Raw genomic sequence first — 25,552 nt, 5'->3', positions numbered from 1 at the left:
GACGGACGTGTTCACTCGGCCTCCGCCTCGGGAACTCCGAGCTCCGAGAGGAAAGACTTGGCCCAGTGGCCCACGTCGTGGGTACGCAGGTGACGTTGCATTGTCCGCATCCGGCGGCGCGCCTCGGTTTTCTCCACGTGCACGGCCCGGAGGAGGGCGTCCTTGACCGCGTCCGGGTCGTGCGGGTTACACAAAAATGCCTGGCGAAGCTCGGTGGCGGCACCGGCGAACTCACTGAGTACGAGTGCGCCACCCTGGTCGGCACGTGATGCTACGTATTCCTTTGCCACGAGGTTCATTCCGTCTCGCAGCGGGGTCACCATCATCACGTCGGCAGCAACGTACATCGCCGCCAGCTCACTGCGACTGTACGACTGATGCAGGTAATGGACCGCCGGCACGCCGACCCTGCCGAACTCGCCGTTGATCCGGCCGACCTCACGCTCCACCTTGACCCGTAGTGCCTGGTAGTGCTCCACGCGCTCGCGGCTGGGTGTGGCGACCTGAACCATGACCGCGTCGGGAACTGTCAACTTTCCGTCAGCCAGCAGCTCCCGGAAGGCCTTGAGCCGCAACTCGATGCCCTTGGTGTAATCCAGCCGGTCCACGCCCAGGATTATCGTCTTCGGGTCGCCCAGCTCGGCGCGAATCTGCTTGGCCCGGGCCTGGATCGCCGGGTCGGCGGCCATCCGTTCCATCTCCTGGGTGTCGATCGAGATGGGGAAGGCGCCCGCCTTCACCTGCCGACCGTCGACCTGGATCATCTGCCCCTCGTAGCGCAGCCCGAGCAGGTGCCGGGCCAGCCGGACGAAGTTCTGCGCCGCCAGCCGCTGCTGGAAACCGACCAGGTCGGCGCCGAGCAGACCGCGCAGGATCTCGGTGCGGAACGGCATCTGCATGAACAGCTCGATCGGCGGGAACGGGATGTGCAGGAAGAACCCGATCCGCAGGTCCGGGCGGAGCTCACGGAGCATCGCCGGCACCAACTGGAGCTGGTAGTCCTGCACCCAGACCGTCGCGCCCTCGGCCGCCACGTCGGCCGCCGCCTCCGCGAACCGGGCGTTGACGAGGCGGTACGCCTCACGCCAGCGGCGCTTGTAGGCCGGTGTCTCCACCGCGTCGTGGTAGAGCGGCCAGATCGTCGCGTTGGACTGGCCCTCGTAGTAGCGCTCCAACTCCTCGGCGCTGAGCGGGACCGGGTGCAGCCGGATGCCCTCCAGGTCGAACGGTTCGGGGGCCGCGCCGGTGCCACCGGCCCAGCCGACCCAGGTGCCCTGATGCTCGGCGAGGACCGGGTGCAGCGCGGTGACCAGCCCGCCGGGGCTGCGCCGCCACTGCCGGCCCTCGGGTGTGCTCACCTCGTCGACCGGCAGACGGTTCGCCACTACGACAAAGGAGCTACGGACGGTCACGATCGGCCACCTCCGGGTGCTGACGGGTCCACCGCGATGAGCGTACTGAGCGTAGCTGCGGCGTCTGGTGCCCCGTGCCGGAGTCTCCTACCCGCCTCGGTCTGGCCGAATCCTAAAGGTGATCTTGTCTACAGCCGTGTCGGTCGAGGGCCGATGGCGGCGCCCGGCGGGGCGGCGCGGCGCGCCCCGCGTACTCCCGGGGCGGGGTGATGTGGGCGAAGCGCGCCGTACCTGTCAGGATTGACGGTGGCGTGCGCGCGGCCGGCTCCCGGCCGGCGGCGGCGGGCGGTCCTCGCAGCCCGCGCCGCGCCGCCGATCAAGCGACAGCAACCGACGGAGGTAGCCCGCACCGTGGCCCAGTACATCTACGTCCTGGAAAAGGCGCGCAAGGCGCACGGCGACAAGGTCGTGCTCGACAACGTCACGCTGAGCTTCCTGCCGGGGGCCAAGATCGGTGTGCTCGGTCCGAACGGCGCCGGTAAGTCCAGCCTCCTCAAGATCATGGCAGGGCTGGACAAGCCGAGCAATGGCGAGGCCCGACTCATGCCCGGCTACACCGTCGGCATGCTCGCCCAGGAGCCCCCGCTCAACGAGGCCAAGACCGTGCTCGGCAACGTCGAGGAGGCGGTCGCCGAGACGAAGGCCAAGCTGGAGCGGTTCAACAAGATCGCCGAGCAGATGGCGACCGACTACTCCGACGAGCTGATGGAGGAGATGGGCAAGCTCCAGGAGGAGCTTGACCACCTCGACGCCTGGGACGTCGACTCCAAGCTCGAACTGGCCATGGACGCGCTGCGCTGCCCGCCGCCGGACGCCGACGTGACCCAGCTCTCCGGTGGTGAGCGTCGCCGGGTCGCGCTGTGCAAGCTGCTGCTGGAGGCACCCGACCTGCTGCTGCTCGACGAGCCCACCAACCACCTGGACGCGGAGAGCGTCTCCTGGCTGGAGCAGCACCTGGCGAAGTACGCCGGCACCGTCATGGCGATCACCCACGACCGGTACTTCCTCGACAACGTGGCCGGCTGGATCCTGGAGCTGGACCGCGGCCGGGCCATCGGGTACGAGGGCAACTACTCCACCTACCTGGAGAAGAAGGCCGCCCGGCTGGCCGTCGAGGGCCGCCGCGACGCCAAGATGAAGAAGCGCCTCACCGAGGAGTTGGACTGGGTCCGCTCCAACGCCAAGGCCCGGCAGACCAAGTCCAAGGCCCGCCTGGACCGGTACGACGAGATGGCCAGCGAGGCGGAGAAGACCCGCAAACTGGACTTCGAGGAGATCCAGATCCCGCCGGGCCCGCGCCTGGGCAGCACGGTGATCGAGGCACAGAACCTCAGCAAGGGCTTCGGTGACCGGCTGCTGATCGACAACCTGTCGTTCTCGCTGCCGCGCAACGGCATCGTCGGCATCATCGGCCCCAACGGCGTCGGCAAGACCACGCTGTTCAAGACCATCGTCGGGCTGGAGCAGCCGACCAGCGGGTCGGTCCGGGTCGGCGAGACGGTCTCGCTGTCGTACGTCGACCAGAACCGGGAGGGCCTCAACGGCGACAAGACCGTCTGGGAGGTCGTCTCCGACGGACTGGACTACCTGATGGTGGGCAAGGTCGAGATGCCGTCGCGGGCGTACATCGCCGCGTTCGGTTTCAAGGGCCCGGACCAGCAGAAGCCGACGAAGGTGCTCTCCGGCGGTGAGCGCAACCGGCTCAACCTGGCGCTGACCCTGAAGATCGGCGGCAACGTCATCCTGCTCGACGAGCCGACGAACGACCTGGACGTGGAGACGCTGTCCAGCCTGGAGAACGCGCTGCTGGAGTTCCCCGGCTGCGCCGTGGTCATCTCGCACGACCGGATGTTCCTGGACCGCGTCGCCACGCACATCCTGGCCTGGGAGGGCGACGACCAGGACCCGTCCAAGTGGTTCTGGTTCGAGGGCAACTTCGAGGCGTACGAGAAGAACAAGATCGACCGCCTCGGCGCGGAAGCCGCCCGGCCGCACCGGGTGACCTACCGCAAGCTGACCCGCGACTGACCGGCCGAGACGTGTCTGACCGTTTCATCTACCACTGCACCCTGCGCTGGTCCGACCTGGACGCGTACGGCCACGTCAACAACTCGCGCTTCCTCACCCTGTACGAGGAGGCGCGGGTGGCGTTGATGTTCGCCGGCGGCCGGGCCTGGGGAGTCGGCTCGTTCGCCGACGGGGTGGTGATCCGCCGCCACGAGGTCGACTACCTGCGCCCGGTCGACTACGCGCTCGGTCGGGCCACCGCGGAGGCCGCGCCCACCGTGCGGATCGAGCTGTGGGTGGAGGAGATTCGGGCCTCCCGGTTCACCGTCGCCTACGAGCTGTACGACGGCGAGGTGCTCGCCAGTCGGGCCCGTTCGGTGCTGGTGCCGTTCGACCTGACCCGCCAGGTGCCCCGGCGGATCACCACCGAGGAGCGGGATTTCCTGCTCACGTACGCGGCGCAGGGTGGTGTGGGGTGACCCAGCCGGGCACCGCCGAGCCGGGCCGGGTGGCGGCGTCGGCGTCCACCCACGGTGTCACCGGGGTGGCGGACGCGGGCGCCTTCCTGGCCCGGCTGGTCCGACTGGATCCGGGTGCGCCGGTCCGGCTGCGGCCGGCCGGCGTACCGGGCCGGGTCGCCCTGTGGGCCCGGCTGCCGTGGCAGGTTCTGGTGGTCCGCACGGTGGCCGGTGGGCCGGCCGACGGTGCCGCCGAGGACGTCACGGTGGCGGCCGCGCAACTGCTCGCCGAGTTGGAGCGGGGCGGGACGGCCCGGCCGGCCCGACGGGACGCCCAGTGGCGGTGGCCGTTGCCGCCGACGCGGAGCCACCAGGTGGAGGCGCTGCCCGTTGCCGAGCTGCGCCGGATCGCGGACGCGGCGGCGGGCACCCTGCGGACGGCGAGCGAGCAGGGTGTCGCCGGCCGGGCCGTGGGCCAGCGGGCCTTGCGGGACGCGTTGCTCGACCACGTGGCGGTGCTGGTCACCCCGGACGGGGCGCCCGCCGCGCCGGTGGAGGTGCCGCAGCGGCTGGTGCAGGGGGTGGTCCGGATGGGCTTCCTCGGCTCCGCCGACGGTTCGGGGGCTGGCGAGGAGAGCGCCGTTCAGGTGCGGGTGGCCGGTCGTTGGGTCGGCCTGGTGGGACCGCACGGAGCGGCATGGTTGCAGAAGGCCACGGATCTTGCCGTGACGCCCCTCAGTACTCGTCCGAACGGATGACCCCGGGTCATCATTCTGGTCAGGGGCGGTCGTTGGGGGGGTGCTTCAACCCGGCTGTCCGGGTACCGTCCATCCTCGGATCCAACGCACCGTAGGCGGCTGGATCCGCTGGGGAGTGAGGTGCGCGAGCGATGCCGTGGTGGTCATGGCGCCCCGGTCCCGCCGACGGCGGCGATCCGGAAACCCGAAGCGGGATCACAGTCGATAGCGCGGTCCGGATCGGGCCGCCCAGCCCTCGCCAGCCGGGGGACGACTGCCCGTCCAATGAGCGGCCCGTGCTGACCGAGATGCCTGCCACCGTCGGGCCGGTGAGTCTGGGACGGGTCTGCGACGCACTCGACCTGCTCGACGTGCGCTACCTGGCCGATGGCGACGGCAACCTGCTGGCCATGTGGGAGCGGCACGCCGTGCTGGTCACCCTCGAAGGCCCGGAGGACGAGATCCTGGTGATGCGGGCACGTCCGCACGCCACGGTCCCGCCGGACTGGGCCGACCGGGCCTACCGGGTGGTCAACGAGTGGAACCACACCCGCCGGTTCTGCAAGGCGTACATCGGTGACCCGACCGAGCGCGGTCAGCTACCGATCTACGCCGAGCTTCAGGTGCCGCTCGGTGCCGGCACCCACGACGCGCTCCTGGTCGAGATGCTCGACTGCGGCGCGGCGGTCGCCACCAGCTTTGTGGACTGGCTGCACGACGAGGGCGCCCTGCTCTGACGCCGCTCCGGGTCGGGCCGGTCAGTGACCGGCGGCCGGGTCGTCCTCGACGTTGACCATGAAGTACGCGGCCCGCTCCAGGTAGTCCCAGAGAGTGGCGGCGATCTCCGGCTCCAGTTCGAGCCGGTCCACGGCGCGGCGCATGTTGCGCAGCCAGGCGTCCCGTTCGGCCGCGCCGATCCGGAACGGCGCGTGCCGCATCCGCAGCCGCGGGTGCCCGCGCTGGGCGGAGTACGTGTTCGGCCCGCCCCAGTACTGCATCAGGAACAGGGTCATCCGGTCCGCGGCCGGGCCCAGGTCCTCCTCCGGATACATGGGCCGCAGCAGAGGATCGGTGGCCACACCGGCGTAGAACTCGTCGACCAGCTTGCGGAAGGTGGGCTCGCCGCCGACCGCTTCGAAGAGGGTCATCGACGCACCGGGACGGTCGGATTCACCTGCGGAAGTCACCGTTCCATCCTGCCAGGTGCGTCCCGCGCCGACCCGACCCGCACGGCGTGCGTCGGATCACGCCAGGTCGACAGCCCCGAATGCCGGGGCACCGGACCCGCTCGGTCGCGGCCGGCCCGACGGGTCAGGTGACCGCGTGCCGGCGGTGGCCGTCACTGGTATGCGGGTCGGCCGTGTCTCCCACCGTGTCGTCGCCGGCCGGGCCGTCGGGTGGCGGCTCGGCGTTGGCCACCGAGGCGGCGGTGATCGCGTCGTCCACCGTCTGCCGGTCCGGCCAGCGCAGCGCGGCCACCGCCATCAGCACCACGCCGGCCGCGCTCCACACCCCCACCACGATGGGGATGGGGAGTCGTTCGGCGAGTACACCGGTGACCAGCACCGCGAAACCCTGGATGACCTGGACCCCGGTGGCCATCACGCCGAAGGCGCGGGCCCGGAACCCGTTCGGCAGCGCTTGCACGAACAACCCGTTGGCCATCGGCAACATGCCGGCGACCGCGAACCCGCAGAGCGCGGCGAGCAACGCGACCACCAACGGTGGCGGGTCGAGCAGCACCGGCACGAGCACCAGCGGGGCGAGCACCGCGAGCGGCCGCATCAGCTTCAGCCGGCGCGCCGGCCCGAACAGGCGACTCACCAGCAATCCGCCGAGGATGAAGCCGACCGGGTTCGCCACCATGATCGCCGCTTGTGCGGTGCCCGCGCTGACGGCGCCGCGGGTCTCCTCGTTGGCCCAGGCCGCAGCCAGCCCTTCGGGAACGATCGAGAAGAGCATCGCACTGAACACCAGCACCGCGATGGCTCGCAGCACCGGTGTGCGGAACACGATGCCGAACCCCTCGCGGGTCTCCCGCAGCAGGTGGCTGCGGTGCGCCGGGTTCATCACCGCCGGACGGTCCCGCACACCGAGGCGCACCAGCAGCGCCGAGAGGCCGAACGTCGCCGCGTTGAACAGCAGCGCCACCGCCGGGTCGATCGCGGCGACACCGGCGCCGAAGACGTACCCCACGACCTGAGCGGCCTGCCCGATGCTGCTGTTCAGCGACAGCCCCAGCACCAGCCGGTCCCCGGTGAGCAACTGCGGGATCAACGCGGACTTCGCCGCCTGGCTCGGTGGGTTGGCCAACGTGGCGGCGAAGATGAGCACCAGGACCGCCTGGTACGGCAGGCTGGGAATGGCGATGACCAGCATCAGCGCCATCCGGATGAGGTCGCACGCCACCATCACCCGCCGGTACGGGTACCGCTCGGCGAGTGCGGCGAGCACGGGACCGCCGAGCAGCCAGGGCAGGAAGCTGACCGCGAAGGCGGCGGCCGAGAGCGCGACGGACTTGGTCTGCTGGTAGACGAGCAGGGTGACGGCGGCCTTCGCGACATAGTCGCCGACCCAGGAGAGGGCGCCGGCCACGAACACAGCCCGGAACTCGCGCTGGCCGAACACTTCACGAAACGTGGCGGGGCCTTCCGTGGAAGGTCGCTCGTCAGGCACCGTCGCCTCCATCGGCCCCGGCTCGGCCGCTCGTGGCAGCTCGACCGGAAGCGCTCGTCAGATCTACGGATCAGCGAGGATGTGATCACGCTTTGGTGGGAACGCGTGCTCCGGATTCTGCCCGATCGTCTGACAACTGGCTAGGTCGAACGGGTCGTTCGTCGCCTCCCCGACTGAACGAACGGACGATACCCGAGGGGCCGGCCGGCTCGCGACCCCTGAATTGCAGGACAGTCTGCGGGGGGTCAGGTCGCACCGCCCTGACCAGTCTCACCATCGCCCAACGGCGGGGCCGACAGACCGGGATAAATGCGAGCGGCGGCGATCTGCGCGGTGATCCCCGAGTTCTCCAGTGCCTCCGCGAGACGCCGACGCAACTCCCGGCCCACCGCGAACTGCCCGTCCGCGGTCGTCTTCACCACGGTACGGAGCACCGCACCGTCCACCGTCACCTGCTCGACGCCGAGCACCTCGGGCGCCTCCACGATCTCCGGCGACAGCTTCGGGTCCACCGCGACGGAGGCCGCCGCGGTCCGGAGAACCGCCGTGGCCTCCTCGGTGCTGCTGAACCCGATCGGCAGATCCACCACCACGAGGGCCCAGCCCTGGCTCTTGTTGCCCACCCGGATGATCTCGCCGTTGCGGATGTACCAGAGCACGCCACGGCCGTCGCGCACGGTGGTGACCCGCAGGCCAACCGACTCGACCACGCCCATCGCCTCGCCCAGGTCGACGTTGTCGCCGACCCCGTACTGGTCCTCGATCAGCATGAAGAGGCCGGCGATCAGGTCCTTGACCAGGCTCTGCGCGCCGAAGCCCAGCGCGACACCGGCGATCCCCGCGCTGGCCAGCAGCGGCGCCAGATCGAAGCTGAACTCCCGCAGGATCATCAGCAGCGCGATGCCGAAGACGAACGCGGTGGTCAGGCTGCGCAGCACCGACCCGATCGCCTCGGCCCGCTGCCGTCGCCGCTCGGGCACGAACTCGGCCGGGTTGGCCGCTGCGGACGGCACCCGCTCGCGCAGCGGTCGCAGCATCGTCGGCACCGCACCGTCGGTGGTCGTCCGCACCAACCGGTTGATGGTCCGGTGCAGCGCCCAGCGGGCCACCATCGCCAGCGCCAGGATCAGCAGCACCCGGAGCGGTTTGAGCAGGATCCAGTAACTTCCCTCGGCGAACCAGGCGGAATTGGTGATCCGGTAGAGAAATTCACAGGAGGTGCTGCCCTGGCAGCTCACCGATTCGGTGGCGGGCAGGGCCAGGGGCGTCACGTTGGCGGCACTCACTCTGTCTTCGTACCGTAGGGGGCCCGAGCGCCCGCCGCCGACCCACCGGCCGGCTGACCTACCGCCGAGGGCGCGACTCTCGCTGCCGGTCGGTGCTCACTCCCGGCCGGGCAACGCGGCCTCCCCGCCCGACAACGCGGCGCGGAGCCGGTCGTACTCGGCCTGACCACCGATCGCCGCCCGGTGTTCGGGGTGGGCGACGTAGTACCCGATGGCCGCGGCGAGGAATCCCGCGTCGACGATGTCCGTCCGCAACGCCCCCCGGCCGCGCGGAATGCCACGACGCCGAACCAGGTGGGGTTCCGTGATCCGCATCGGCAGCGACCGGCGGCGGTCGGCAGCCGAGGGGACCTGCGGGGCCAGGAGGGCCGCCCACGGCACGGTGAGCGAGCCCAGCGCCCAGGTCTGCCGTACCCCGAAGGGCTCCAGCCGTACCCCGTGGCCCCGCCACGCCCACGTCACCATCAGCGCGGCCAGCACCACCCAGAGAACACCGAGAACCACGTCGAACGTCGACAGGGTGCCCTGCCTGGTCGCGCGCAGCAGTGCGCCGATGTGGGCGGACGCGGGCCCGAGGTAGCCCAGGGCGAAGAACACCGTCCAGGCGGGCCCGGGTGTGGCGAAGGCCGGAATCTGCGGCTGCACCACGAAGGAGGCCGGACGGACCCCCATGACGACGGCCGCCAGAACCAGAGCCGTCAGGGAGAGGAGGAACAACAGGCGCTGCCCGACGGCGGACGCGGACGGCGGGGCCGCGGTGTTCACGCCGACCAGGAGAAGCCCGAGGGTCAGCACCACGTGCCGGTGGCGCACGGTGGCGGCGGACAGCTTCTCGATCATGCCGGTGACGATAGGTGCCGATGGCTACTGGACCCGCTGGCCGATCGGTCGAGGCTGAGCACCGAAGCGTCCTGAACCGAGGTGCCCGGTGAGCAGCTATCCGTCCCGGGGCGGGTGATCCGCTTACCAGAAGAGAGATTAGTACGTGCAATCCGGGGTCCGATCAGGGACTATTGGCGCAACGGACGTCGGTGATCGGCCCGGCGTCGACCGTGTGGGCCCTTGTGCCCGGTTTCGGTCGGCCCCGGTCCCCAGCAGCCGCTGAACCGGGAGGGTGAGCGCGATGCCTGACATACGACCCACGGTGGGCTCTGGCGCGTTGGTCCTCAACGCCACCTACGAGCCGCTGTGTGTCGTGTCGGTGCGTCGCGCCGCGATCCTCGTCCTCTCCGCCAAGGCGGTCTGCGTCGCCGATGGCGACGGCATTCTGCACAGCGCCCGGGACGCGCTCCCGGTGCCCTCCGTGGTCCGGTTGACGCGCTTCGTCCGGGTGCCGTACCGAACGCATGTCGGGCTTTCCCGACGGGCGATCTTCGCGAGGGACGGGTGGCGGTGTGCCTACTGCCGGGGCCCGGCCGAGACCATTGACCACGTCTTTCCGCGCAGTCGGGGTGGCCGGCACGCCTGGGAGAACGTGGTGGCCGCGTGCGCCCGGTGCAACCACACCAAGGGCGACAAGACCCCGGCGGAGATGGGGTGGCGGTTACACGCGCTGCCGGCGGCACCGAAAGGCACCGCCTGGCGGGTGCTCGGGCACCGCGCACCCGACCCCCGCTGGGCCGACTGGTTGGATCTGCGGGAGCCCGAAGCCGCCGCCTGATTCCAACGGACGCGGTCAGGCTCCCGATTGCGGGTGCGTCGCCCGACGCGCCGCGCGATCGTCGCGGTCGGCGGCCCGGCCGTGTGCGATCGCCAGTAGCCGGTCGATCTCGGGCAGCAGCTGCGGGCCGGGCATCACGATGCTGGCGAAGCCGTACAGCGCGTAGCCCGGGTGCGGCGACACGGTGTCCAGTCGGGCGAAGTCGAACTCGTGCCGGTGCTCCTCGAACGCCTTGGGCGGGAAGCCGAACAGCCGCTCGAACTCGGCCCGGCCCAGGTCCAGGTTGAGCCGGAAGACGCCGGGGCGGTCCAGTTGGGATGCCTCGTCGAAGCCGGGCACGTCCCGCTCGACGATGGTGGCGAACGGCTGGCGGCGGTCCGGGCCGACGAAGAAGAAGCGGTCGCCCCAGGCCGCCTCGGGTGACCCGTCCTCCTCGCTCGCCACGACCTGCTCGACGCCGGGCAGTGCGACGATCCGGTCGGCGAGCACGGCCGCGTCGACACCGGTCGGGATGTGCAGGACCGCGTCGGCGTGTTCGATGGTGGCCCGGTCCAGCGGGAAGTAGCGGTAGTCGTGCGTCCGCTGCTCGGCCGCGCCGATGTCGGACGCCGGCAGGTACCGGGGGAGGTCGGTCTCCTGCTGGAGTCTGCCCTCGTAGGTCGACGCGGCGGGCGGCTCGATGCCGAGCGCCGGGCTCGCGCCGAGGCTGCCGACGATCACCGCGTACCGGTCACCGAGCAGCGACGCGACGATCGCGCCGGCACCGGCCCAGGTCATCTCCGTGCCGGCCAGCGTCATCGTGCTCGGATGACGCTGGAGGTGTGTGTTGTGCGCGAAGACCAGCGTGGGTCCGCGGTGTGCCTCGGCCGCGCGGATCGCGAGCAGGTTCTCGGCCATCAGCGCGTCCCGGACACCAGCCAACCGGGCGAAGCGTTCGTCCTGGGCCAGTGGTGCGGCGGCCGCGGCGTGGTAGCGCAGCAGCGCGACGGCGGCCGTGGCGTGCACGAACGCCGCCGGCCAGCCCGCTGACTTCCACGGCGCCCGCAGGTACAATTCGGTCAGCATCTCGTCGGCGATCACCCGCAGTCGCTGGGCTTCGGTCGAGCGCCCAACCGACCGTCCCGGCTCCCAGATGGCGGCCGGGTCACGCCACCGCGCCTCGTCCCCGATCAGGTCGTCGATCTCGGCAGACCGGTCCAGGTCGAGGAAGTGGCAGACCTGGTCGAGGTGGTGGCGCGGGCTCGGGGCGCTCTCCATCTCCACCGGGGCGTCGAAACCGTGGAACGTCAGGCGCTCGGCGGCCGGCCGTCCGGTGTTCCACTCCCGCATCCGCAGCAGGAGGTCGCGGTTGGCCGGGGCCGCGCCGAAGCCGTGGCTGAACCCTTCGGTGAGCGCCTGGTCGAGCGGCACGTCGCCGCCCTGCACGAACTCGTCCGCGATCAGCCCGGCGGCCCGGTCGCTCTCCAGCGCGATCGACCGGTATCCGTGCTCCGCGAGGGCCAGGAAGGCGTCGTTGCGGAGTTGGAGGAAGGCGGATTCACCGTGCGTCGGTTCACCGAGGGCGAGCAGGTCGGGAGACACCGTCAGCAGGTCGAGAAAAGGTGGCATTCCATAAACCGTATCGTTGAACCAGCGGTTGAGACTCACGAGCGGTGCAGCGCGGTGACAGCCACAAAACCTTCAAACCCGGGGGTACGCCGACCGGTCGATCTCGCGCGTGCGCACGGCCTCTCCGCGCAGGCCGTACGCAACTACGAACGAGACGGCGTCCTGCCTCCGGTCCGGCGCACCCCGAGCGGCTACCGCCAGTTCACCGAGCTGCACGCCACGGCGTTGCGGGCCTACCTCGCGTTGATCACGGGCCACGGCTACGCGGCCAGCGGCGAGATCATGCGGGCCGTCAACCGGGGCGAAATCGGCGCGGCGTTGCGCACCATCGACCAGGGTCATGCTCTGCTCCAGCGCGATCGGGAAACCCTGGACGCGGTCGAGGCGGCGGTGGCGACGCTCACCGGAACGCGACCGCCGCCGCAGAGCCAGAAGGCCGTGCCGATCAGCGTGCTGGCGCACCGGCTCGGGTTACAGCCGGCCACGCTGCGCAAGTGGGAGCGGGCCGGGGTGCTGCGGCCGGTCCGTGATCCGGTGACCCACTACCGGCTCTACCGGCCCGACGACGTGCGGGACGCCGAACTCGCCCACCTGTTGCGCCGTGGCGGGTACCAGCTCGGCCACATCGCCGACGTGCTGCGTCGAGTGCGCGACGCCGGCGGTGCGGAGCCGCTGGCGGCGTCGCTGCGCCAGTGGCGGCAACGGCTCACCGAGCGGGGCCGGGCCATGCTCACCGGTGCCGCCCGGCTCGCCGATTACCTCGACGCCATTCAGCCGCCACCACGCGCCTTGACCAGCGAGGCGAAGACCACGACGTTGTCCGCGTAGCCGGTCTCGCCGCCGACCCACTGGCCGCCGCAGGTGATCAGTCGGAGGCTCGGGCGGCTGAAGTCGCCGTACACCTCGTCCACCGGCAGTCGGCCCTTGTCGAACTTCTCCACCGAGTTCACCTCGAAGACCGCCACGCGCTGGTCGGTACGGGTCACCTCGATCTCGTCACCGGAGCGCAGTTCGCGGAGTTTGTGGAAGACCGCCGGCCCGCTGGTGGTGTCGACGTGCCCGACGATCACGGCTGGGCCGTACTGGCCCGGGGTGGGCCCCTGGTCGTACCAGCCGGCCTCCTGCGCGCGGGCCGCGTCCGGTACGGCGATCGTGCCGTCCGAGGCGATGCCCACGTCGTGTACGGGCGCCCGCACGTCGATCTTTTCGATGGTGAGGCTGGTCGGAGGGCTGGCCGGCAACACCGGGAACTTCTTCGGCGGTGGTCGTAGGCCGGCGCTGAGCCGGTCCGGCAGCAGGCTCATTCCGGTCACCTGCTCGACGCCGAGCATCGCCACGATCAGCACCATCAGCGCGGCGATGGCCAGCACCGGCAACCCGGGGCTCGTACCGAAACGGTGGCGGGCCGACGGTGGCCCGGCCGGACGTCGCGGCGGCAGCGGGCGGGCGGTCGGATCGGTGGTGGTGACGCTCGCCGACACGGCCTGCCCGGCGACCCGGCGCAGCCGTCCGGAGACGCGGACCACCAGCCGGCCGGACGCGCGCAGCGCCGGCCCGGCCCGGAAGCGGGCGCGGCGATCCGACCGCGCACGCGCGGATCTGCGGGTCATGGGTGCTCCGGCTCAGGAGCCGGCCCCCGATCGACGTCGGCCGCCGGCCATCCCGAGCACGATCGCGGTGCCCACCAACGCCACGCCACCGATGACGAGCAGCGAGCCGGTGCCGCGACCGCCGGCCATGCCACCACCACCGGTCGCCGGCCCCTTGCTGGGTGAGGCCATGTTCAGCACGGTCAACGTGGTCGACGACGTCTCGCCGTTCTCGCAGCGCAGGTCGACCGCGTAGTCACCGGCCGGCTTGTCGCGCGGAATCGTCGCCTGGCCGGTCAGGAAGCCCTTGTCCGGTCTGAGCCGCACCTGCCCGAACGCGTCGGAGTGGACGCTGGACTGCCGGTTGTTGTTGTCGTTGTCGCAGCTCGCCTTGATGCTGACCCGGCTGCCGGCCTGAACGCTGTTCGGTGTCACCTCGACGAAGACGTTCTCACCGGCTCGTGCCGGCGCGACCGACAACAGGACGAACGCCCCGACCAGCCCCACCAGTGTCAGTACGGACGAGAGCGCGCGGTTGATCGTGCGGATTCCCTGCATGATTTCCCCCCAACCGGCGACGACCGCCGGAACCCTCCCCTGGGCACGGGCGCTGCTTTCCCGCTGGCGCGGGGGCAAACCGCAGGCCGACGGGCCAGGAGGGGTCAGCGCGGGCGGGGGACGGGCCCGGCGGCGGGGAGGGGGGTGATGGGCTGCCAGTTCAACGGGGAGGAGAGGACCATCGTGCTCGACGGTTGGCCGTACGGGGCGAGCCGGTCGATGACCCCCTCGAACGCGCCGATCGAGCCGGCCGCCACCTTCAGCACGCTGCACGCGTCGCCGGTGATCCGGTGGATCTCGAGGATCTCCGGCCAGCCGGCCACCGCCGGGTCGTGCAGGATGCAGCGCGCGCCGTAACAGGACATCCGGATCAGCGCGACCACGGTGCGGCCGGCGCGGCTCAGGTCGACATGAGCGTGGTAGCCGGTGATGACCCCGGCCTCCTCCAGCCGACGGACCCGCTCCGCGACGGACGGTGGTGACAGGTGCACCCGCCGGGACAACTCGCTGAAGGAGAGCCGCGCGTCGGCCTGCAACTCGCGGAGCAGCGCCCAGTCCATGTCGTCCACGCCCAGACCTTACTTTCGTGAACTCACTTCGCCTAGTTGCCTTTGGTTTGCCAGGAGAAGGCGGCGAGAGCCGTTGATTCGGCATTCCGCAGGCCGATCCGACCGCGAGATCATGACGTCGACCAGTCCGGGGAGGGAAACGAGATGGTGGATCAGACGGAGCGGCGGGCGCCGAACCGCCGTGCCACGGTGCGACCGGTGACCCCCGGGCAGCGCGCCGCGCAGGCGGAGCGCACCGGCGGCGAACCGACGTTGGAGTTCGCCGACATGGTGCCGTACGACGCGTACGTGCAGGCCAGCGCCCTGCACAAGATGCAGCACCCGCTCAGCAGCGACCCGGGCGAGATGTCCTTCCTGATGGTCAGCCAGATCATGGAGTTGTACTTCGGGCTGACCTGCCACGAGCTGCGGGAGACCCAGCGGCTGATCCGCACCGACCAGATCTGGGAGGCGCTGGCCCCGTTGGGCCGAGCCAAGCTGCACCTGGAAGGGCTCAACGCCGCCTGGCAGGGCCTGCGCTGGATGAGCCCGGCCGACTTCAACCGGTTCCGCAATCTGCTCGGCGAAGCCTCCGGCTTCCAGTCGGCGATGTACCGGCAGTTGGAGTTCCTGCTCGGGCTGCGCGACCCGACGCTGATCCGTCCGTTCCGCCGGCAGGCCGAGGTGCACGCCGCGCTGAGCGCCGCGCTGGCCGCCCCGAGCCTCTGGGACGACGTGCTCGCGCTGCTCGCCCGGCGCGGCTTCGACCTCCCCGCCGACCTGCTCGACCGGGACGTTTCCGTCGAGCACGACCCGCAGCCGGCGGTCGAGGCGGCCTGGGTGAGGATCTACGACGATGCCAGCCCGGACAACCACCTGCGACTGCTCGGCGAGGCGCTCAGCGCGGTCGCCGAGGAGTTCGGTGACTGGCGCTGGAACCACGTCAAGGCGGTGCAGCGGACGATGGGCGCCAAAGTCGGCAGCGGCGGCTCCGCCGGCCTGGCGTGGTTGCAGCGCAGCATGGCCCGGGTGGTCTTCCCGGAGCTGTGGTCGGCCCGCACCGCGATGTGACCGGAGAGCGAGACATGCACACCCCTCAAGAAGAAGCGCATCGACGCGACGAGGCCGACCCCGGCCACCGGCACCTGTTCCACGTGCCGCCGGCCGACGGCGGTGAGCACCCCGAGTCGGCGTACCTGGCCGGCAACTCGCTCGGCCTGCAACCCCGGGCCACCCGCGACGAACTCCTGGCCGACCTGGACGCGTGGGGGCGGCTCGGCGTGGAGGGGCACCTGGAGGCGGAGCGCGCGTGGCTGCCGTACCACGAGCTGTTGACCGGGCCGGCCGCGCGACTGGTCGGCGCCCGTCCCACCGAGGCCGTGGTGATGAACTCGCTCACGGTCAACCTGCACCTGCTGATGGTGAGCTTCTACCGGCCGGCCGGCGCGCGTACCCGCATCGTCATCGAGGACGCCGCCTTCCCTTCGGACAGCTACGCCGTGCGCAGCCAGGCGCGGTTCCACGGCCTGGACCCGGACGACGCGGTGGTCCGGCTGCGTCCGCGCGCGGGTGAGGACGCCCTGCGCACCGAGGACGTGACCGACTACCTGGCCGCCGAGGGGGACCGGGTGGCCCTGCTGCTGCTCGGCGGGGTCAACTACCTCACCGGCGAGCTGCTGGACATCCCGGCGATCACGGCCGCCGGCCGGGCCGCCGGCGCGGTGGTCGGCTGGGACCTGGCCCACGCGGTCGGCAACGTGCCGCTGGCCCTGCACGACTGGGATGTCGACTTCGCCGCGTGGTGCTCCTACAAGTACCTGAACTCCGGCCCGGGTGCCCTGGCGGGTGTCTTCGTGCACGAACGGCACCTCGGCGACGAGAGCCTGCCCCGCTTCGAGGGGTGGTGGAGCACCGCGGCGGCCACCCGGTTCGAGATGACGCCGGTGTCCCGGCCGCCGGCCACCGTGGAGGCATGGCAGATCTCCAACCCGCCGATCTTCGCGATGGGTCCGGTGCGTACCTCGCTGGAGCTGTTCGACGCGGTGGGGATGACCGCGCTGCGTGCGCGCAGCCAGCGCCTCACCGGCTGGCTGGAGTCGCTGTTCGACGAGGTGACCGTCGGGCGGCCACTGCGGGTGGTCACCCCGCGCGACCCGGACCGGCGGGGCTGCCAGCTCTCCGTGCGCATCGGTTCCGGCAGCGCCGCCGAGCTGACCAAACGCCTCCGGTACGAACACGGCGTGATCGCCGACGCCCGTGAACCGGACGTCGTCCGGTTCGCCCCGGTGCCGCTCTACTCCACCTACCTCGACTGTTGGCGGGCCGCGGCGGCGCTGGCGGCGACGGTGGGGCAGGTGAACCCGTGACGGCGCGGCGCGACGAGATCGCGATCATCGGTGCCGGGCTGGCCGGTTGTCTGGCGGCCTGCTTCCTGGCCCGGCGTGGCTACCCGGTGGCCCTCTACGAGCGTCGCTCCGACCCGCGGGCCGGCACCGTCGAGCGGGGCCGCTCGATCAACCTGGCGCTCTCCGAGCGTGGCCTGGACGCGTTGCGCCGGATCGGGCTGGCCGAGCAGGTGATGACCGACGCGCTGCCGATGCGCGGCCGGATGATCCACCCGGTCGAGGGCGAGCAGCAGTTCCAGTCGTACAGCGCGGCCGGCGACCGGGCGATCAACTCGATCAGCCGGGGTGCGCTGAACAACGCCCTGCTGGACGAGGCCGCCGCGCTGCCCGGGGTTCGGGTCGTCTTCGACCACCGGCTGGTCGGGCTCGACCCGACCGACGGCGCGTTGAGCTTCGAGACCCCGCAGGGCACGGTCGCGGCGAAGGCGTCGGTCGTGCTGGGCGCCGACGGCGCCGGCTCCGCGGTGCGCGGGCAACTGCTGGCGTACGGGCTGCTGGACGAGCGTGTGGACTTCCTCGACTACGGCTACAAGGAGCTGACGATTCCGCCGTTGGGCGGGGACTTCGCCCTGGATGAGGACGCGTTGCACATCTGGCCGCGGGGCACCTCGATGATGATCGCGCTGCCGAACCCCGATCGCTCCTTCACCTGCACGCTGTTCTGGCCCAACGAGGGTGCCGGCAGTTTCGCCTCGCTGACCAGCCCGGCGGAGATCGAACGGCACTTCACCGAGCAGTACCCGGACGTGGTCCCGCTGGCCCCGAACCTGGTCGACGACTACCAGCACAACCCGGTGGGCGTGCTGGGCACGGTGCGCTGCACCCCCTGGCAGGTCAACGGAAAGGTCGGCCTGCTCGGCGACGCCGCCCACGCCATCGTGCCGTTCTACGGCCAGGGCGCCAACTGCGCCTTCGAGGACGTGGTGGAGCTGGACCGCTGCCTGGACGAGTGCGCCGACGACTGGTCGGCGGCGCTGCCCCTGTTCCAGCGGCGGCGGCAGGAGAACGCGGAGGCCATCGCGACGATGGCGCTGACCAACTTCGTGGAGATGCGGGACAAGGTCGCCTCCCCGGTCTTCCAGACCCGGCGGCGGGTGGAGCACGCACTGGAACGGGCCCTGCCCGGCCGGTACGTTTCCCAGTACGAACTGGTGTCGTTCTCCACCACCGGGTACGCGGAGGTGCGACGCCGGGTGCGCCGACAGCACCGGGTGCTCGGGGCGGTCGTCGGCGGGGCCGCGCTGCTGCTGGTCGGCGCGATCGGCGCGGCACTGAGCCGAGGGAGGCGCGCATGACCGGCACCTGGGATCCGCGACTGATGGGCGGCCACGCACCGGGTGGGCCGCACCGGTTGCGCAACTTCGTCAACGGCGAGTTCGTCGACGGCGCGACGACGTTCGCCAAGGCCAGCCCGGTCACCGGGGATCAGGTCTTCGAGGTGGACGAGGCGTCGCAGTCCACGGTGGACGACGCGGTGGCCGCCGCCCGTGCCGCGCTGCGGGGGCCGTGGGGCCGGATGGGGGAACGTGAGCGCGCCGAGGTGCTGCGCCGCGTCGCCGACGAGTTGGAACGCCGCTTCGACGACCTGGTCACCGCCGAGGTCGCCGACACCGGCAAGTCCATCGCCCAGGCCCGCACGCTGGACATCCCGCGCGGCGCGGCGAACTTCCGGGCGTTCGCCGAGATCGTGGCGACCGCCCCCACCGAGTCGTTCACCACGGTCACCCCGACCGGCGGCCGGGCGCTCAACTACGCGCTGCGCAAGCCGGTCGGTGTGGTCGCGGTCATCGTGCCGTGGAACCTGCCGCTGCTGCTGCTCACCTGGAAGGTCGCTCCGGCGCTGGCCTGCGGAAACGCCGTCGTGGTCAAGCCCAGCGAGGAGACTCCCGCCTCGGCGACGCTGCTCGCCGAGGTGATGGCCGCCGCTGGCGTGCCGGCCGGGGTGTTCAACCTGGTGCACGGCTTCGGGCCGGACTCGGCGGGCGAGTTCCTCACCCGCCACCCGGGCGTCGACGCGATCACCTTCACCGGCGAGTCGGCCACCGGCGGCGCGATCATGCGAGCCGCCGCCGACGGGGTGAAGGCGGTCAGCTTCGAGTTGGGCGGCAAGAACGCCGGCCTGGTCTTCGCCGACGCCGACCTGGACGCCGCGGTGGCCGGCTCGGTGCGGTCCAGCTTCACCAACGGCGGGCAGGTGTGCCTCTGCACCGAGCGCATCTACGTGCAACGCCCGGTCTTCGAGGAGTTCACCGCCCGGCTGGCGAAGCGGGCCGGGGAACTGGCGTACGGCTGGCCGACCGACGAGGCCACCGCCACCATGCCGCTCATCTCCCACCAGCACCGGGCGAAGGTGCTCGGCGCGTACGAGCTGGCCCGGTCCGAGAGCGCCGAGGTGCTCAGCGGCGGCGGCACACCCACCTTCGGTGACGCCCGCGACGGCGGGTCGTACGTGCAGCCGACCGTGCTCACCGGGCTTCCCCCGGACGCCCGTACCAACCGGGAGGAGATCTTCGGCCCGGTGGTGCACGTCGCCCCGTTCGACACCGAGGACGAGGCGTACGCCCTCGCCAACGGCACCGAGTACGGCCTGGCGGCGACCGTGTGGACCCGGGACGTGGGCGTCGCGCACCGGGCCGGTGCCCGGCTCGACGCCGGCATCGTCTGGGTCAACACGTGGTTCCTGCGGGACCTGCGCACCCCGTTCGGCGGGGTGAAGGCGTCCGGCATCGGTCGCGAGGGCGGCGTGCACTCGCTGAACTTCTACTCCGAACTCACCAACGTCTGCGTGGACCTGTCGTGAGCCGTGGACCTGTGGTGAGCCGTAGCGAGGGAGCAGGCATGGAAGCTGACATCGAGGCCGCCAACCGGGAGTTGGCCGACGCCCGCAGCACCGGCAAGCCGTGCCCGCCGCTGCGGGGCCGGCTGCTGCCGGAGGGCGACGTGGAGTCCGCGTACCGTGTGCAGCAGCTCCAGGCGCGGGCCTGGCAGGGCCGCGGTGAACGCCGGGTCGGCGCGAAGATCGGGCTGACCTCCCGGGCCGTGCAGGAGACCTTCGGGGTGTTCCAGCCGGACTTCGGCATGCTGACCGACGCCATGGCGGTCGGCGACGGGGTGGAGGTGCCCATCGACCGGCTGCTCCAGCCCCGCGTGGAGGCGGAGGTCGCCTTCGTGCTCGACAAGGACCTGCCGAACCCGCAGCTCACCACCGTCGACCTGATCCGCGCTGTCGATCACGTGCTGCCGGCGATCGAGATCGTCGACTCACGGATCGCCGCCTGGGACATCTCCATCGTGGACACCGTCGCCGACAACGCCTCCAGCGGGCTCTTCGTGCTCGGCACCACGCCGCGTCGGCTCGCCGACGTCGACCTGCGACTGTGCGGAATGGTGCTGGAGAGCGCCGGCGAGCCGGTGTCGGTGGGCGCGGGCGCGGCCTGCCTGGGCAACCCGCTGCACGCCCTGCAGTGGCTGGCCGGCACCCTGGCCCGCGCCGGCGACCCGCTGCGCGCCGGGGACGTGGTGCTCTCCGGGGCGCTCGGTCCGATGGTCCCGGTCACCCCGGGGGCCGCGTACGAGGCCCGGATCTCCGGCCTCGGCTCGGTGCGCACGAGTTTCAGTGCTGGAGGCAACAAGTGACCGGTGTGGCGGTGCTCGGGTCCGGCAATATCGGCACGGACCTGATGATCAAGGTTTTGCGGTTGAGTGACAGCCTGCGGATGGTGGCGATGGCCGGCATCGACCCGGCCTCCGACGGCCTGGCGCGTGCCCGCCGGCTCGGCGTCGCCACCACCGCCGACGGCGTGGACGGGCTGGTCGCGCTGCCCGAGTTCGCCGACGTCGAGCTGGTGTTCGACGCCACCTCGGCCGGCGCACACCGCCGCCACGACGAGGTGCTGCGCGCGCACGGCCGCACGGTGATCGACCTGACCCCCGCCGCGCTCGGCCCGTACGTGGTGCCGCCGGTCAACCTCGACGAGCACCTGCACGAGTCGAACGTGAACATGGTGACCTGCGGCGGGCAGGCCACCGTGCCGATCGTCGCCGCGGTCCGCCGGGTCACCCCGGTGGCGTACGGGGAGATCGTCGCGTCGATCGCGTCGAAGTCCGCCGGGCCGGGCACCCGGGCCAATATCGACGAGTTCACCGAGACCACCGCCCGCGCCATCGAGGTGGTCGGTGGGGCCGAGCGGGGCAAGGCGATCATCGTGCTGAACCCGGCGGACCCGCCGCTGCTGATGCGGGACACCGTCTACTGCCTCTGCCCGGACGCCGACGCCGACACCGACGCCATTGCCGACTCCGTCACCCGGATGGTGGCCGCCGTGCAGGAGTACGTCCCCGGCTACCGGCTCAAGCAGGACGTGCAGTTCGACCGGGTGCAGGCGTACCTGCCGACGCTCGGGCGGCCGCTCACCGCCCTTCAGGTGTCGGTCTTCCTGGAGGTCTCCGGCGCCGGGCACTACCTGCCCGCGTACGCCGGCAACCTGGACATCATGACCTCCGCCGCGCTGCGCACCGCGGAGCGGCTGGTCGCCCTGCGCTCCTCGGAGGTGGTCGCGCCATGACCGACCTGTACATCCAGGACGTGACGCTGCGCGACGGCATGCACGCCATCGCCCACCAGTACACCGTCGACCACGTACGCTCCATCGCCGCCGCGTTGGACGCCGCCGGGGTGGCCGCCATCGAGGTGGCGCACGGTGACGGCCTCGCCGGCTCCAGCGTCAACTACGGCCACGGCGCCGCCAGCGACGCCGAGTGGATCTCCGCGGCGGCCGAGGTGCTGACCACGGCCAAACTGACCACCCTGCTGCTGCCGGGCATCGGCACGATCGCCGACCTGAAGGCCGCGAAGGCGCTCGGGGTGACCAGCGTCCGGATCGCCACCCACTGCACGGAGGCGGACATCTCCGCCCAGCACATCTCCTGGGCCCGGGAGAACGGCATGGACGTGGCCGGGTTCCTGATGATGTCGCACATGTTTGACCCGGTCGGGCTCGCCGGGCAGGCCAAGCTGATGGAGTCGTACGGGGCGCACTGCGTCTACGTCACCGACTCCGGCGGCCGGCTGCTGATGTCCGACGTGGCGCAGCGGGTCGACGCGTACCGGCAGGTCCTCGCCCCGGAGACGCAGATCGGCATCCACGCCCACCACAACCTGTCGCTCGGGGTGGCCAACAGCGTGCTCGCCGTCGAGCACGGCCGGGTCAGCGGGTCCGCGCCGGCCGGTCCCGACGCGGTCCACGGCCGGACCGTCCGCGTCGACGCCTCCCTCGCCGGCATGGGCGCGGGTGCCGGGAACGCCCCGCTGGAGGTCTTCGTCGCAGTCGCCGAGTTGCACGGCTGGAAGCACGGCTGCGACGTGTTCGCGCTGATGGACGCCGCCGACGACCTGGTCCGCCCGCTTCAGGACCGGCCGGTGCAGGTGGACCGGGAAACACTCTCCCTGGGGTACGCCGGGGTCTACTCCAGCTTCCTGCGGCACGCCGAACGGGCCTCCACGAAGTACGGAGTGGACGTCCGGTCGATCCTGGTCGAGCTGGGCCGCCGCCGGATGGTCGGCGGCCAGGAGGACATGATCGTGGACGTGGCACTCGACCTGGCCGGCACGGAGCGTTCGCGTGACCCGCGGTCGCGGACGGAGGATGACGCAGCATGATCGGACCGGACGTCGCGGGGATCGCCGAGCAGTTGGGCGCGGCGGCCGACACGGCCACCGCCATCCCGCAGCTCGCCGCCGAGACCGGCCTCGACGTGGACACCGCGTACGCCGTGCAGGCCGCACTGCTGCAACGCCGGCTGAAGGCCGGTGAGCGGCTGGTCGGGTTGAAGATGGGGCTGACCAGCAGGGCGAAGATGGCCCAGGTCGGCGTGGACGAGGTGATCTGGGGGCGGCTCACCAACGCGATGCGGGTGCCCGACGGTGGCGTGGTGGACCCGGCCGCGTACATCCACCCCCGGGTCGAGCCGGAGGTGGCGTTCCTGCTGGACCGGCTGCCCGAGCCGGGCGAGCCGGTCGGTGACTTCGCCACGGCCGTCCGCGCGGTCGCCCCGGCCATCGAGTTGATCGACTCCCGGTACGCGGACTTCCGTTTCTCGCTGCCCGACGTGATCGCGGACAACACCTCGGCCGCCGCTTTCGTGGTCGGTCCGTGGTCGCCGGTGCCGGCCGGGCTGGACAACCTGGGCGTGCTGCTGGAGGTCGACGGGCGGGTGGCGCAGGTCGGCTCGACGGCGGCGATCCTCGGTGACCCGCGCCGGGCGCTCGACGAGGGCATCCGGCTGGCGGGTCGGCACGGGGTGCGGCTGGAGTCCGGGTGGGTCTTCCTGGCCGGTGCCGCCACCGCCGCCGTGCCGCTGCGTCCCGGCGCCCAGGTCCGTGCCGTCGTCGAGAAGCTCGGCACGGCTTCGCTGCGGGCTGCGTCGTGAGCGGCGTGGTGGGGGTTCCGGGCAGCCCGACCGGCTCCGGGCGGTCAGGCTTGATCCCTGCGCCGGTCGGGCTGCCCGGAACCCCTGACCTGGTCGTGGCCCGTGCGTCGGTGCCGGTTGGTGGTGGGTCATGAGTGTCGACGGTGCGCGGGTCGTTGCCGGGAAGGCTGTGCCGCGGGGGGCGTTTCCGCACGTCAAGGTGGCGGGCGGGTTCGTCTTCGTCTCCGGTACGTCGTCCCGTCGGCCGGACAACAGCTTCGCCGGTGTGCAGGTGGACGAGTTCGGCACGACCAACCTGGACATCCGGGAGCAGACGCGAGCCGTCATCGAGAACGTGCGGGATCTGCTGCGGTCGGTCGGTGCGGACCTCGACGACCTTGTCCAGGTGACGTCATACCTGGTCAACATGAATGACTTCGGTGGCTACAACGAGGTGTGGGCCGAGTTCTTCGACGCCTCCGGTCCGACCCGTACGACGGTGGCGGTGCACCAGCTGCCACACCCGCACCTGCTGATCGAAATCCAGGCCGTTGCCCTTCTTCCCTCGGGAGGTCAGTCGTGAGTGAGATCGCCGAGCCGTTCAGCTTTCCGGGCTGGATCGCGGACAACCAGCACCTGTTGAAGCCCCCGGTGGGCAACAAGGAGATGTTCCCCGGCGGGGACGACTTCATCGTGATGGTGGTGGGCGGGCCCAACCAGCGCACAGACTTCCACGTGGACCCGTACGAGGAGTTCTTCTACCAGGTCAAGGGCAACATGCACATCAACCTGATCACCCCGGAGGGGCCGCGTACGGTGCACGTGCGCGAAGGTCAGATGTGGATGCTGCCGCGCAACACCCCGCACTCGCCGCAGCGGCCGGAGGCCGGTTCGATCGGCATGGTCGTCGAACGGGTCCGCGAGGAGGGCACCCTGGAGACGTTCCAGTGGTACTGCCCCGAGTGCGGTGACAAGGTGCACGAGGTCGAGTTGCAGGTCCGCGACATCGCCGCCGACCTGCCCCCGGTGTTCCAGGCGTTCTACGCCGACGAGGCGGCGCGCACCTGCGCCAACTGCGGCACCCTGCACCCGGGCAAGGGCTGATGCCGGCAGGCGTCATCGACGTGCACACGCACGTCGTACCGAAGGGTTGGCCGGACCTCGGCGCGGCGTGCGGTGGGTCCGGCTGGCCGTGGTTGCGGGTCGACTCCGAGCGCGCCGCGATGATCATGGTGGGGGAGACGGAGTTCCGTCCGGTCGGCGCCGAGTGCTGGGACGCGTCGCGCCGACTGGCCGACATGGACGCCGACGGCGTGGCCGTGCAGGTGGTCTCACCCACCCCGGTCTTCTTCAGCTACGACCGCCCGGCCGACCAGGCGGTGAAGGTCGCGCGGATCTTCAACGACCTGACCCTGGAGGTCACCGCGGCCGGAGGTGACCGACTGGTGCCGTTCTGCCAGGTGCCGCTCCAGGACCCGGACGCCGCCTGCGCCGAGCTGGATCGCAGCCTCGCCGCCGGGCACGTGGGCGTGGAGATCGGCAACCACGTCGGCGACCGGGACCTGGACGACGCCGGCGTGGTCACCTTCCTCCAGCACTGTGCCGAGGTGGGCGCACCCGTCTTCGTCCACCCGTGGGACATGCCGGACGGTCCACGGCTGAACCGGTGGATGGCCCGTTGGCTCACCGGGATGCCCGCCGAGACGCACCTGTCGGTGCTGGCGATGATCCTGGGCGGGGTCTTCGACCGGGTGCCCGAGTCGCTGCGGATCTGCTTCGCGCACGGCGGTGGCAGCTTCCCGTTCTGGCTCGGCCGCGCCGACAACGCCTGGCACCGCCGTGGTGACCTGGTCCGGGGCACGTCCGCCGGCCCGCCCAGCAGCTACCTCGACCGGTTCAGCGTCGACTCGGTGGTCTTCGCGCCGCCGGCGCTGCGGCTGCTTGTCGACACGTTGGGGGAGGACCGGGTGCTGGTCGGCAGCGACTACCCGTACCCGCTGGGTGAACGACCGGCCGGCGCGGTGGTCCGCGCCGCCGACTTCCTCACCGACGACCAGCGCACCAAGCTCCTGTCCACCAACGCGCTGCGCTTCCTGCACGGCTGAGCGGGCTTTCGTCACTGGCATGCGCAGATCTTGGACACTTTTCGTTCGCACGTGACGGAAAGTGTCCAAGATCTGCGGGCAGGTGCGGCGCTGAG

The 25,552-nt window shown here is 71.3% G+C and carries 26 protein-coding genes; 17 read left to right on the top strand and 9 right to left on the bottom strand.

What is annotated here, in order from left to right; translation table 11 throughout:
* Positions 1-11 precede the first annotated feature (11 nt).
* A complete protein-coding gene (locus tag EV382_RS19315) occupies positions 12-1,412 on the bottom strand; it encodes an alpha,alpha-trehalose-phosphate synthase (UDP-forming) (RefSeq protein WP_030488230.1) in 1,401 nt (466 codons plus the stop codon).
* A 351-nt stretch (positions 1,413-1,763) separates the two neighbouring features.
* Here EV382_RS19315 and ettA point away from each other — a divergent pair, with 351 nt between their 5' ends.
* The 4 genes from ettA to EV382_RS19295 all read left to right on the top strand — a co-directional run bounded on the left by ettA (position 1,764) and on the right by EV382_RS19295 (position 5,351).
* Complete coding sequence (ettA, locus tag EV382_RS19310; protein WP_130403862.1) at positions 1,764-3,440, top strand: energy-dependent translational throttle protein EttA; 1,677 nt, start codon at positions 1,764-1,766, stop codon at positions 3,438-3,440.
* A gap of 11 nt (positions 3,441-3,451) precedes the next feature.
* The gene (locus tag EV382_RS19305) at positions 3,452-3,898 is read left to right on the top strand and encodes an acyl-CoA thioesterase (RefSeq protein ID WP_130403860.1); all 447 of its coding nucleotides are present in this window, start codon (positions 3,452-3,454) and stop codon (positions 3,896-3,898) included.
* Complete coding sequence (locus EV382_RS19300; protein ID WP_208758450.1) at positions 3,895-4,635, top strand: DUF8185 domain-containing protein; 741 nt, start codon at positions 3,895-3,897, stop codon at positions 4,633-4,635. Before EV382_RS19305 ends, EV382_RS19300 begins: the two co-directional genes overlap by 4 nt.
* Before the next feature lie 131 nt (positions 4,636-4,766).
* A complete protein-coding gene (locus EV382_RS19295) occupies positions 4,767-5,351 on the top strand; it encodes a type III secretion system chaperone family protein (protein ID WP_130403858.1) in 585 nt (194 codons plus the stop codon).
* A gap of 21 nt (positions 5,352-5,372) precedes the next feature.
* On the opposite strand, the gene EV382_RS19290 is transcribed toward EV382_RS19295, so the two are convergent.
* The 4 genes from EV382_RS19290 to EV382_RS19275 all read right to left on the bottom strand — a co-directional run bounded on the left by EV382_RS19290 (position 5,373) and on the right by EV382_RS19275 (position 9,416).
* Positions 5,373-5,762 (bottom strand): globin, encoded by a 390-nt coding sequence (locus EV382_RS19290; protein WP_208758449.1) that lies wholly within the window; start codon positions 5,760-5,762, stop codon positions 5,373-5,375.
* 163 nt (positions 5,763-5,925) lie between these two features.
* A complete protein-coding gene (locus EV382_RS19285) occupies positions 5,926-7,302 on the bottom strand; it encodes an MFS transporter (protein ID WP_130403854.1) in 1,377 nt (458 codons plus the stop codon).
* 233 nt (positions 7,303-7,535) lie between these two features.
* Positions 7,536-8,528, bottom strand: coding sequence for a mechanosensitive ion channel family protein (locus tag EV382_RS19280; RefSeq protein ID WP_482806098.1), 993 nt, complete (start codon positions 8,526-8,528; stop codon positions 7,536-7,538).
* A 144-nt stretch (positions 8,529-8,672) separates the two neighbouring features.
* A complete protein-coding gene (locus EV382_RS19275) occupies positions 8,673-9,416 on the bottom strand; it encodes a hypothetical protein (RefSeq protein WP_130403850.1) in 744 nt (247 codons plus the stop codon).
* A 283-nt stretch (positions 9,417-9,699) separates the two neighbouring features.
* Between EV382_RS19275 and EV382_RS19270 the strand changes: the two genes are divergently transcribed.
* On the top strand, positions 9,700-10,236 hold the full coding sequence (locus EV382_RS19270; RefSeq protein ID WP_030333470.1) for an HNH endonuclease: 537 nt from the start codon (positions 9,700-9,702) through the stop codon (positions 10,234-10,236).
* 15 nt (positions 10,237-10,251) lie between these two features.
* Here EV382_RS19270 and EV382_RS19265 read toward each other — a convergent pair whose 3' ends face one another.
* Positions 10,252-11,844 (bottom strand): DUF6194 family protein, encoded by a 1,593-nt coding sequence (locus EV382_RS19265; RefSeq protein WP_130403848.1) that lies wholly within the window; start codon positions 11,842-11,844, stop codon positions 10,252-10,254.
* Positions 11,845-11,898: 54 nt separating this feature from the next.
* Here EV382_RS19265 and EV382_RS19260 point away from each other — a divergent pair, with 54 nt between their 5' ends.
* Positions 11,899-12,672: a MerR family transcriptional regulator gene (locus EV382_RS19260; RefSeq protein ID WP_130403846.1), complete on the top strand. Its 774-nt coding sequence runs from the start codon at positions 11,899-11,901 to the stop codon at positions 12,670-12,672.
* Here EV382_RS19260 and EV382_RS19255 read toward each other — a convergent pair.
* The 3 genes from EV382_RS19255 to EV382_RS19245 form a co-directional block, all read right to left on the bottom strand.
* Entirely contained in the window at positions 12,615-13,454 is an 840-nt protein-coding gene (locus EV382_RS19255; RefSeq protein ID WP_130403844.1) for a class F sortase, read from the bottom strand. The two genes, EV382_RS19260 and EV382_RS19255, sit on opposite strands and share 58 nt — an antisense overlap.
* A 12-nt stretch (positions 13,455-13,466) precedes the next feature.
* Positions 13,467-13,991, bottom strand: a complete 525-nt coding sequence (locus EV382_RS19250; RefSeq protein WP_208758448.1) for a hypothetical protein — start codon at positions 13,989-13,991, stop codon at positions 13,467-13,469.
* Between the two features lie 104 nt (positions 13,992-14,095).
* A complete protein-coding gene (locus EV382_RS19245) occupies positions 14,096-14,560 on the bottom strand; it encodes an Lrp/AsnC family transcriptional regulator (RefSeq protein WP_130403842.1) in 465 nt (154 codons plus the stop codon).
* Between the two features lie 147 nt (positions 14,561-14,707).
* Between EV382_RS19245 and EV382_RS19240 the strand changes: the two genes are divergently transcribed.
* From EV382_RS19240 to EV382_RS19190, 11 genes are all read left to right on the top strand, one after another.
* Positions 14,708-15,610: a tryptophan 2,3-dioxygenase gene (locus EV382_RS19240; protein WP_130408991.1), complete on the top strand. Its 903-nt coding sequence runs from the start codon at positions 14,708-14,710 to the stop codon at positions 15,608-15,610.
* 14 nt (positions 15,611-15,624) lie between these two features.
* Complete coding sequence (gene kynU, locus EV382_RS19235) at positions 15,625-16,905, top strand: kynureninase (protein ID WP_130403840.1); 1,281 nt, start codon at positions 15,625-15,627, stop codon at positions 16,903-16,905.
* Positions 16,902-18,239: an FAD-dependent oxidoreductase gene (locus EV382_RS19230; RefSeq protein ID WP_130403838.1), complete on the top strand. Its 1,338-nt coding sequence runs from the start codon at positions 16,902-16,904 to the stop codon at positions 18,237-18,239. The genes kynU and EV382_RS19230 overlap by 4 nt, the downstream gene beginning before the upstream one ends.
* 23 nt (positions 18,240-18,262) lie before the next feature.
* Positions 18,263-19,744, top strand: a complete 1,482-nt coding sequence (locus EV382_RS19225; RefSeq protein ID WP_130408989.1) for a 2-hydroxymuconic semialdehyde dehydrogenase — start codon at positions 18,263-18,265, stop codon at positions 19,742-19,744.
* Between the two features lie 38 nt (positions 19,745-19,782).
* On the top strand, positions 19,783-20,580 hold the full coding sequence (locus tag EV382_RS19220; protein WP_130403836.1) for a 2-keto-4-pentenoate hydratase: 798 nt from the start codon (positions 19,783-19,785) through the stop codon (positions 20,578-20,580).
* Positions 20,577-21,509 carry an acetaldehyde dehydrogenase (acetylating) gene (locus tag EV382_RS19215; protein ID WP_279636489.1) on the top strand — a complete coding sequence of 311 codons (933 nt, stop codon included), beginning with the start codon at positions 20,577-20,579 and terminating at the stop codon, positions 21,507-21,509. Before EV382_RS19220 ends, EV382_RS19215 begins: the two co-directional genes overlap by 4 nt.
* A complete protein-coding gene (dmpG, locus tag EV382_RS19210; RefSeq protein ID WP_130403834.1) occupies positions 21,506-22,603 on the top strand; it encodes a 4-hydroxy-2-oxovalerate aldolase in 1,098 nt (365 codons plus the stop codon). Before EV382_RS19215 ends, dmpG begins: the two co-directional genes overlap by 4 nt.
* Complete coding sequence (locus EV382_RS19205; RefSeq protein WP_130403832.1) at positions 22,600-23,373, top strand: 2-keto-4-pentenoate hydratase; 774 nt, start codon at positions 22,600-22,602, stop codon at positions 23,371-23,373. The genes dmpG and EV382_RS19205 overlap by 4 nt, the downstream gene beginning before the upstream one ends.
* Before the next feature lie 130 nt (positions 23,374-23,503).
* Positions 23,504-23,935: a RidA family protein gene (locus EV382_RS19200; protein WP_130403830.1), complete on the top strand. Its 432-nt coding sequence runs from the start codon at positions 23,504-23,506 to the stop codon at positions 23,933-23,935.
* On the top strand, positions 23,932-24,456 hold the full coding sequence (locus EV382_RS19195) for a 3-hydroxyanthranilate 3,4-dioxygenase (RefSeq protein ID WP_130403828.1): 525 nt from the start codon (positions 23,932-23,934) through the stop codon (positions 24,454-24,456). The genes EV382_RS19200 and EV382_RS19195 overlap by 4 nt, the downstream gene beginning before the upstream one ends.
* On the top strand, positions 24,456-25,457 hold the full coding sequence (locus EV382_RS19190; RefSeq protein WP_130403826.1) for an amidohydrolase family protein: 1,002 nt from the start codon (positions 24,456-24,458) through the stop codon (positions 25,455-25,457). Before EV382_RS19195 ends, EV382_RS19190 begins: the two co-directional genes overlap by 1 nt.
* Positions 25,458-25,552 lie beyond the last annotated feature (95 nt).

This window comes from Micromonospora violae (assembly GCF_004217135.1).
Taxonomy (GTDB): Bacteria; Actinomycetota; Actinomycetes; order Mycobacteriales; family Micromonosporaceae; genus Micromonospora; species Micromonospora violae.
Note: the sequence above shows the minus strand (reverse complement) of the source record. Positions and strands in the feature narration are given on the sequence as shown.

What these genes read in the sequence shown, in the direction of transcription:
- EV382_RS19295 (WP_130403858.1), top strand. Translation starts at nt 4,767, where the DNA reads ATGCCGTGGTGGTCATGGCGCCCCGGTCCCGCCGACGGCGGCGATCCG.
- EV382_RS19290 (WP_208758449.1), bottom strand. Translation starts at nt 5,762, where the DNA reads ATGACCCTCTTCGAAGCGGTCGGCGGCGAGCCCACCTTCCGCAAGCTG.
- EV382_RS19285 (WP_130403854.1), bottom strand. Translation starts at nt 7,302, where the DNA reads ATGGAGGCGACGGTGCCTGACGAGCGACCTTCCACGGAAGGCCCCGCC.
- EV382_RS19275 (WP_130403850.1), bottom strand. Translation starts at nt 9,416, where the DNA reads ATGATCGAGAAGCTGTCCGCCGCCACCGTGCGCCACCGGCACGTGGTG.
- EV382_RS19270 (WP_030333470.1), top strand. Translation starts at nt 9,700, where the DNA reads ATGCCTGACATACGACCCACGGTGGGCTCTGGCGCGTTGGTCCTCAAC.
- EV382_RS19265 (WP_130403848.1), bottom strand. Translation starts at nt 11,844, where the DNA reads ATGCCACCTTTTCTCGACCTGCTGACGGTGTCTCCCGACCTGCTCGCC.
- EV382_RS19255 (WP_130403844.1), bottom strand. Translation starts at nt 13,454, where the DNA reads ATGACCCGCAGATCCGCGCGTGCGCGGTCGGATCGCCGCGCCCGCTTC.
- EV382_RS19250 (WP_208758448.1), bottom strand. Translation starts at nt 13,991, where the DNA reads ATGCAGGGAATCCGCACGATCAACCGCGCGCTCTCGTCCGTACTGACA.
- kynU (WP_130403840.1), top strand. Translation starts at nt 15,625, where the DNA reads ATGCACACCCCTCAAGAAGAAGCGCATCGACGCGACGAGGCCGACCCC.
- EV382_RS19225 (WP_130408989.1), top strand. Translation starts at nt 18,263, where the DNA reads ATGGGCGGCCACGCACCGGGTGGGCCGCACCGGTTGCGCAACTTCGTC.
- EV382_RS19220 (WP_130403836.1), top strand. Translation starts at nt 19,783, where the DNA reads ATGGAAGCTGACATCGAGGCCGCCAACCGGGAGTTGGCCGACGCCCGC.
- dmpG (WP_130403834.1), top strand. Translation starts at nt 21,506, where the DNA reads ATGACCGACCTGTACATCCAGGACGTGACGCTGCGCGACGGCATGCAC.
- EV382_RS19205 (WP_130403832.1), top strand. Translation starts at nt 22,600, where the DNA reads ATGATCGGACCGGACGTCGCGGGGATCGCCGAGCAGTTGGGCGCGGCG.
- EV382_RS19200 (WP_130403830.1), top strand. Translation starts at nt 23,504, where the DNA reads ATGAGTGTCGACGGTGCGCGGGTCGTTGCCGGGAAGGCTGTGCCGCGG.
- EV382_RS19190 (WP_130403826.1), top strand. Translation starts at nt 24,456, where the DNA reads ATGCCGGCAGGCGTCATCGACGTGCACACGCACGTCGTACCGAAGGGT.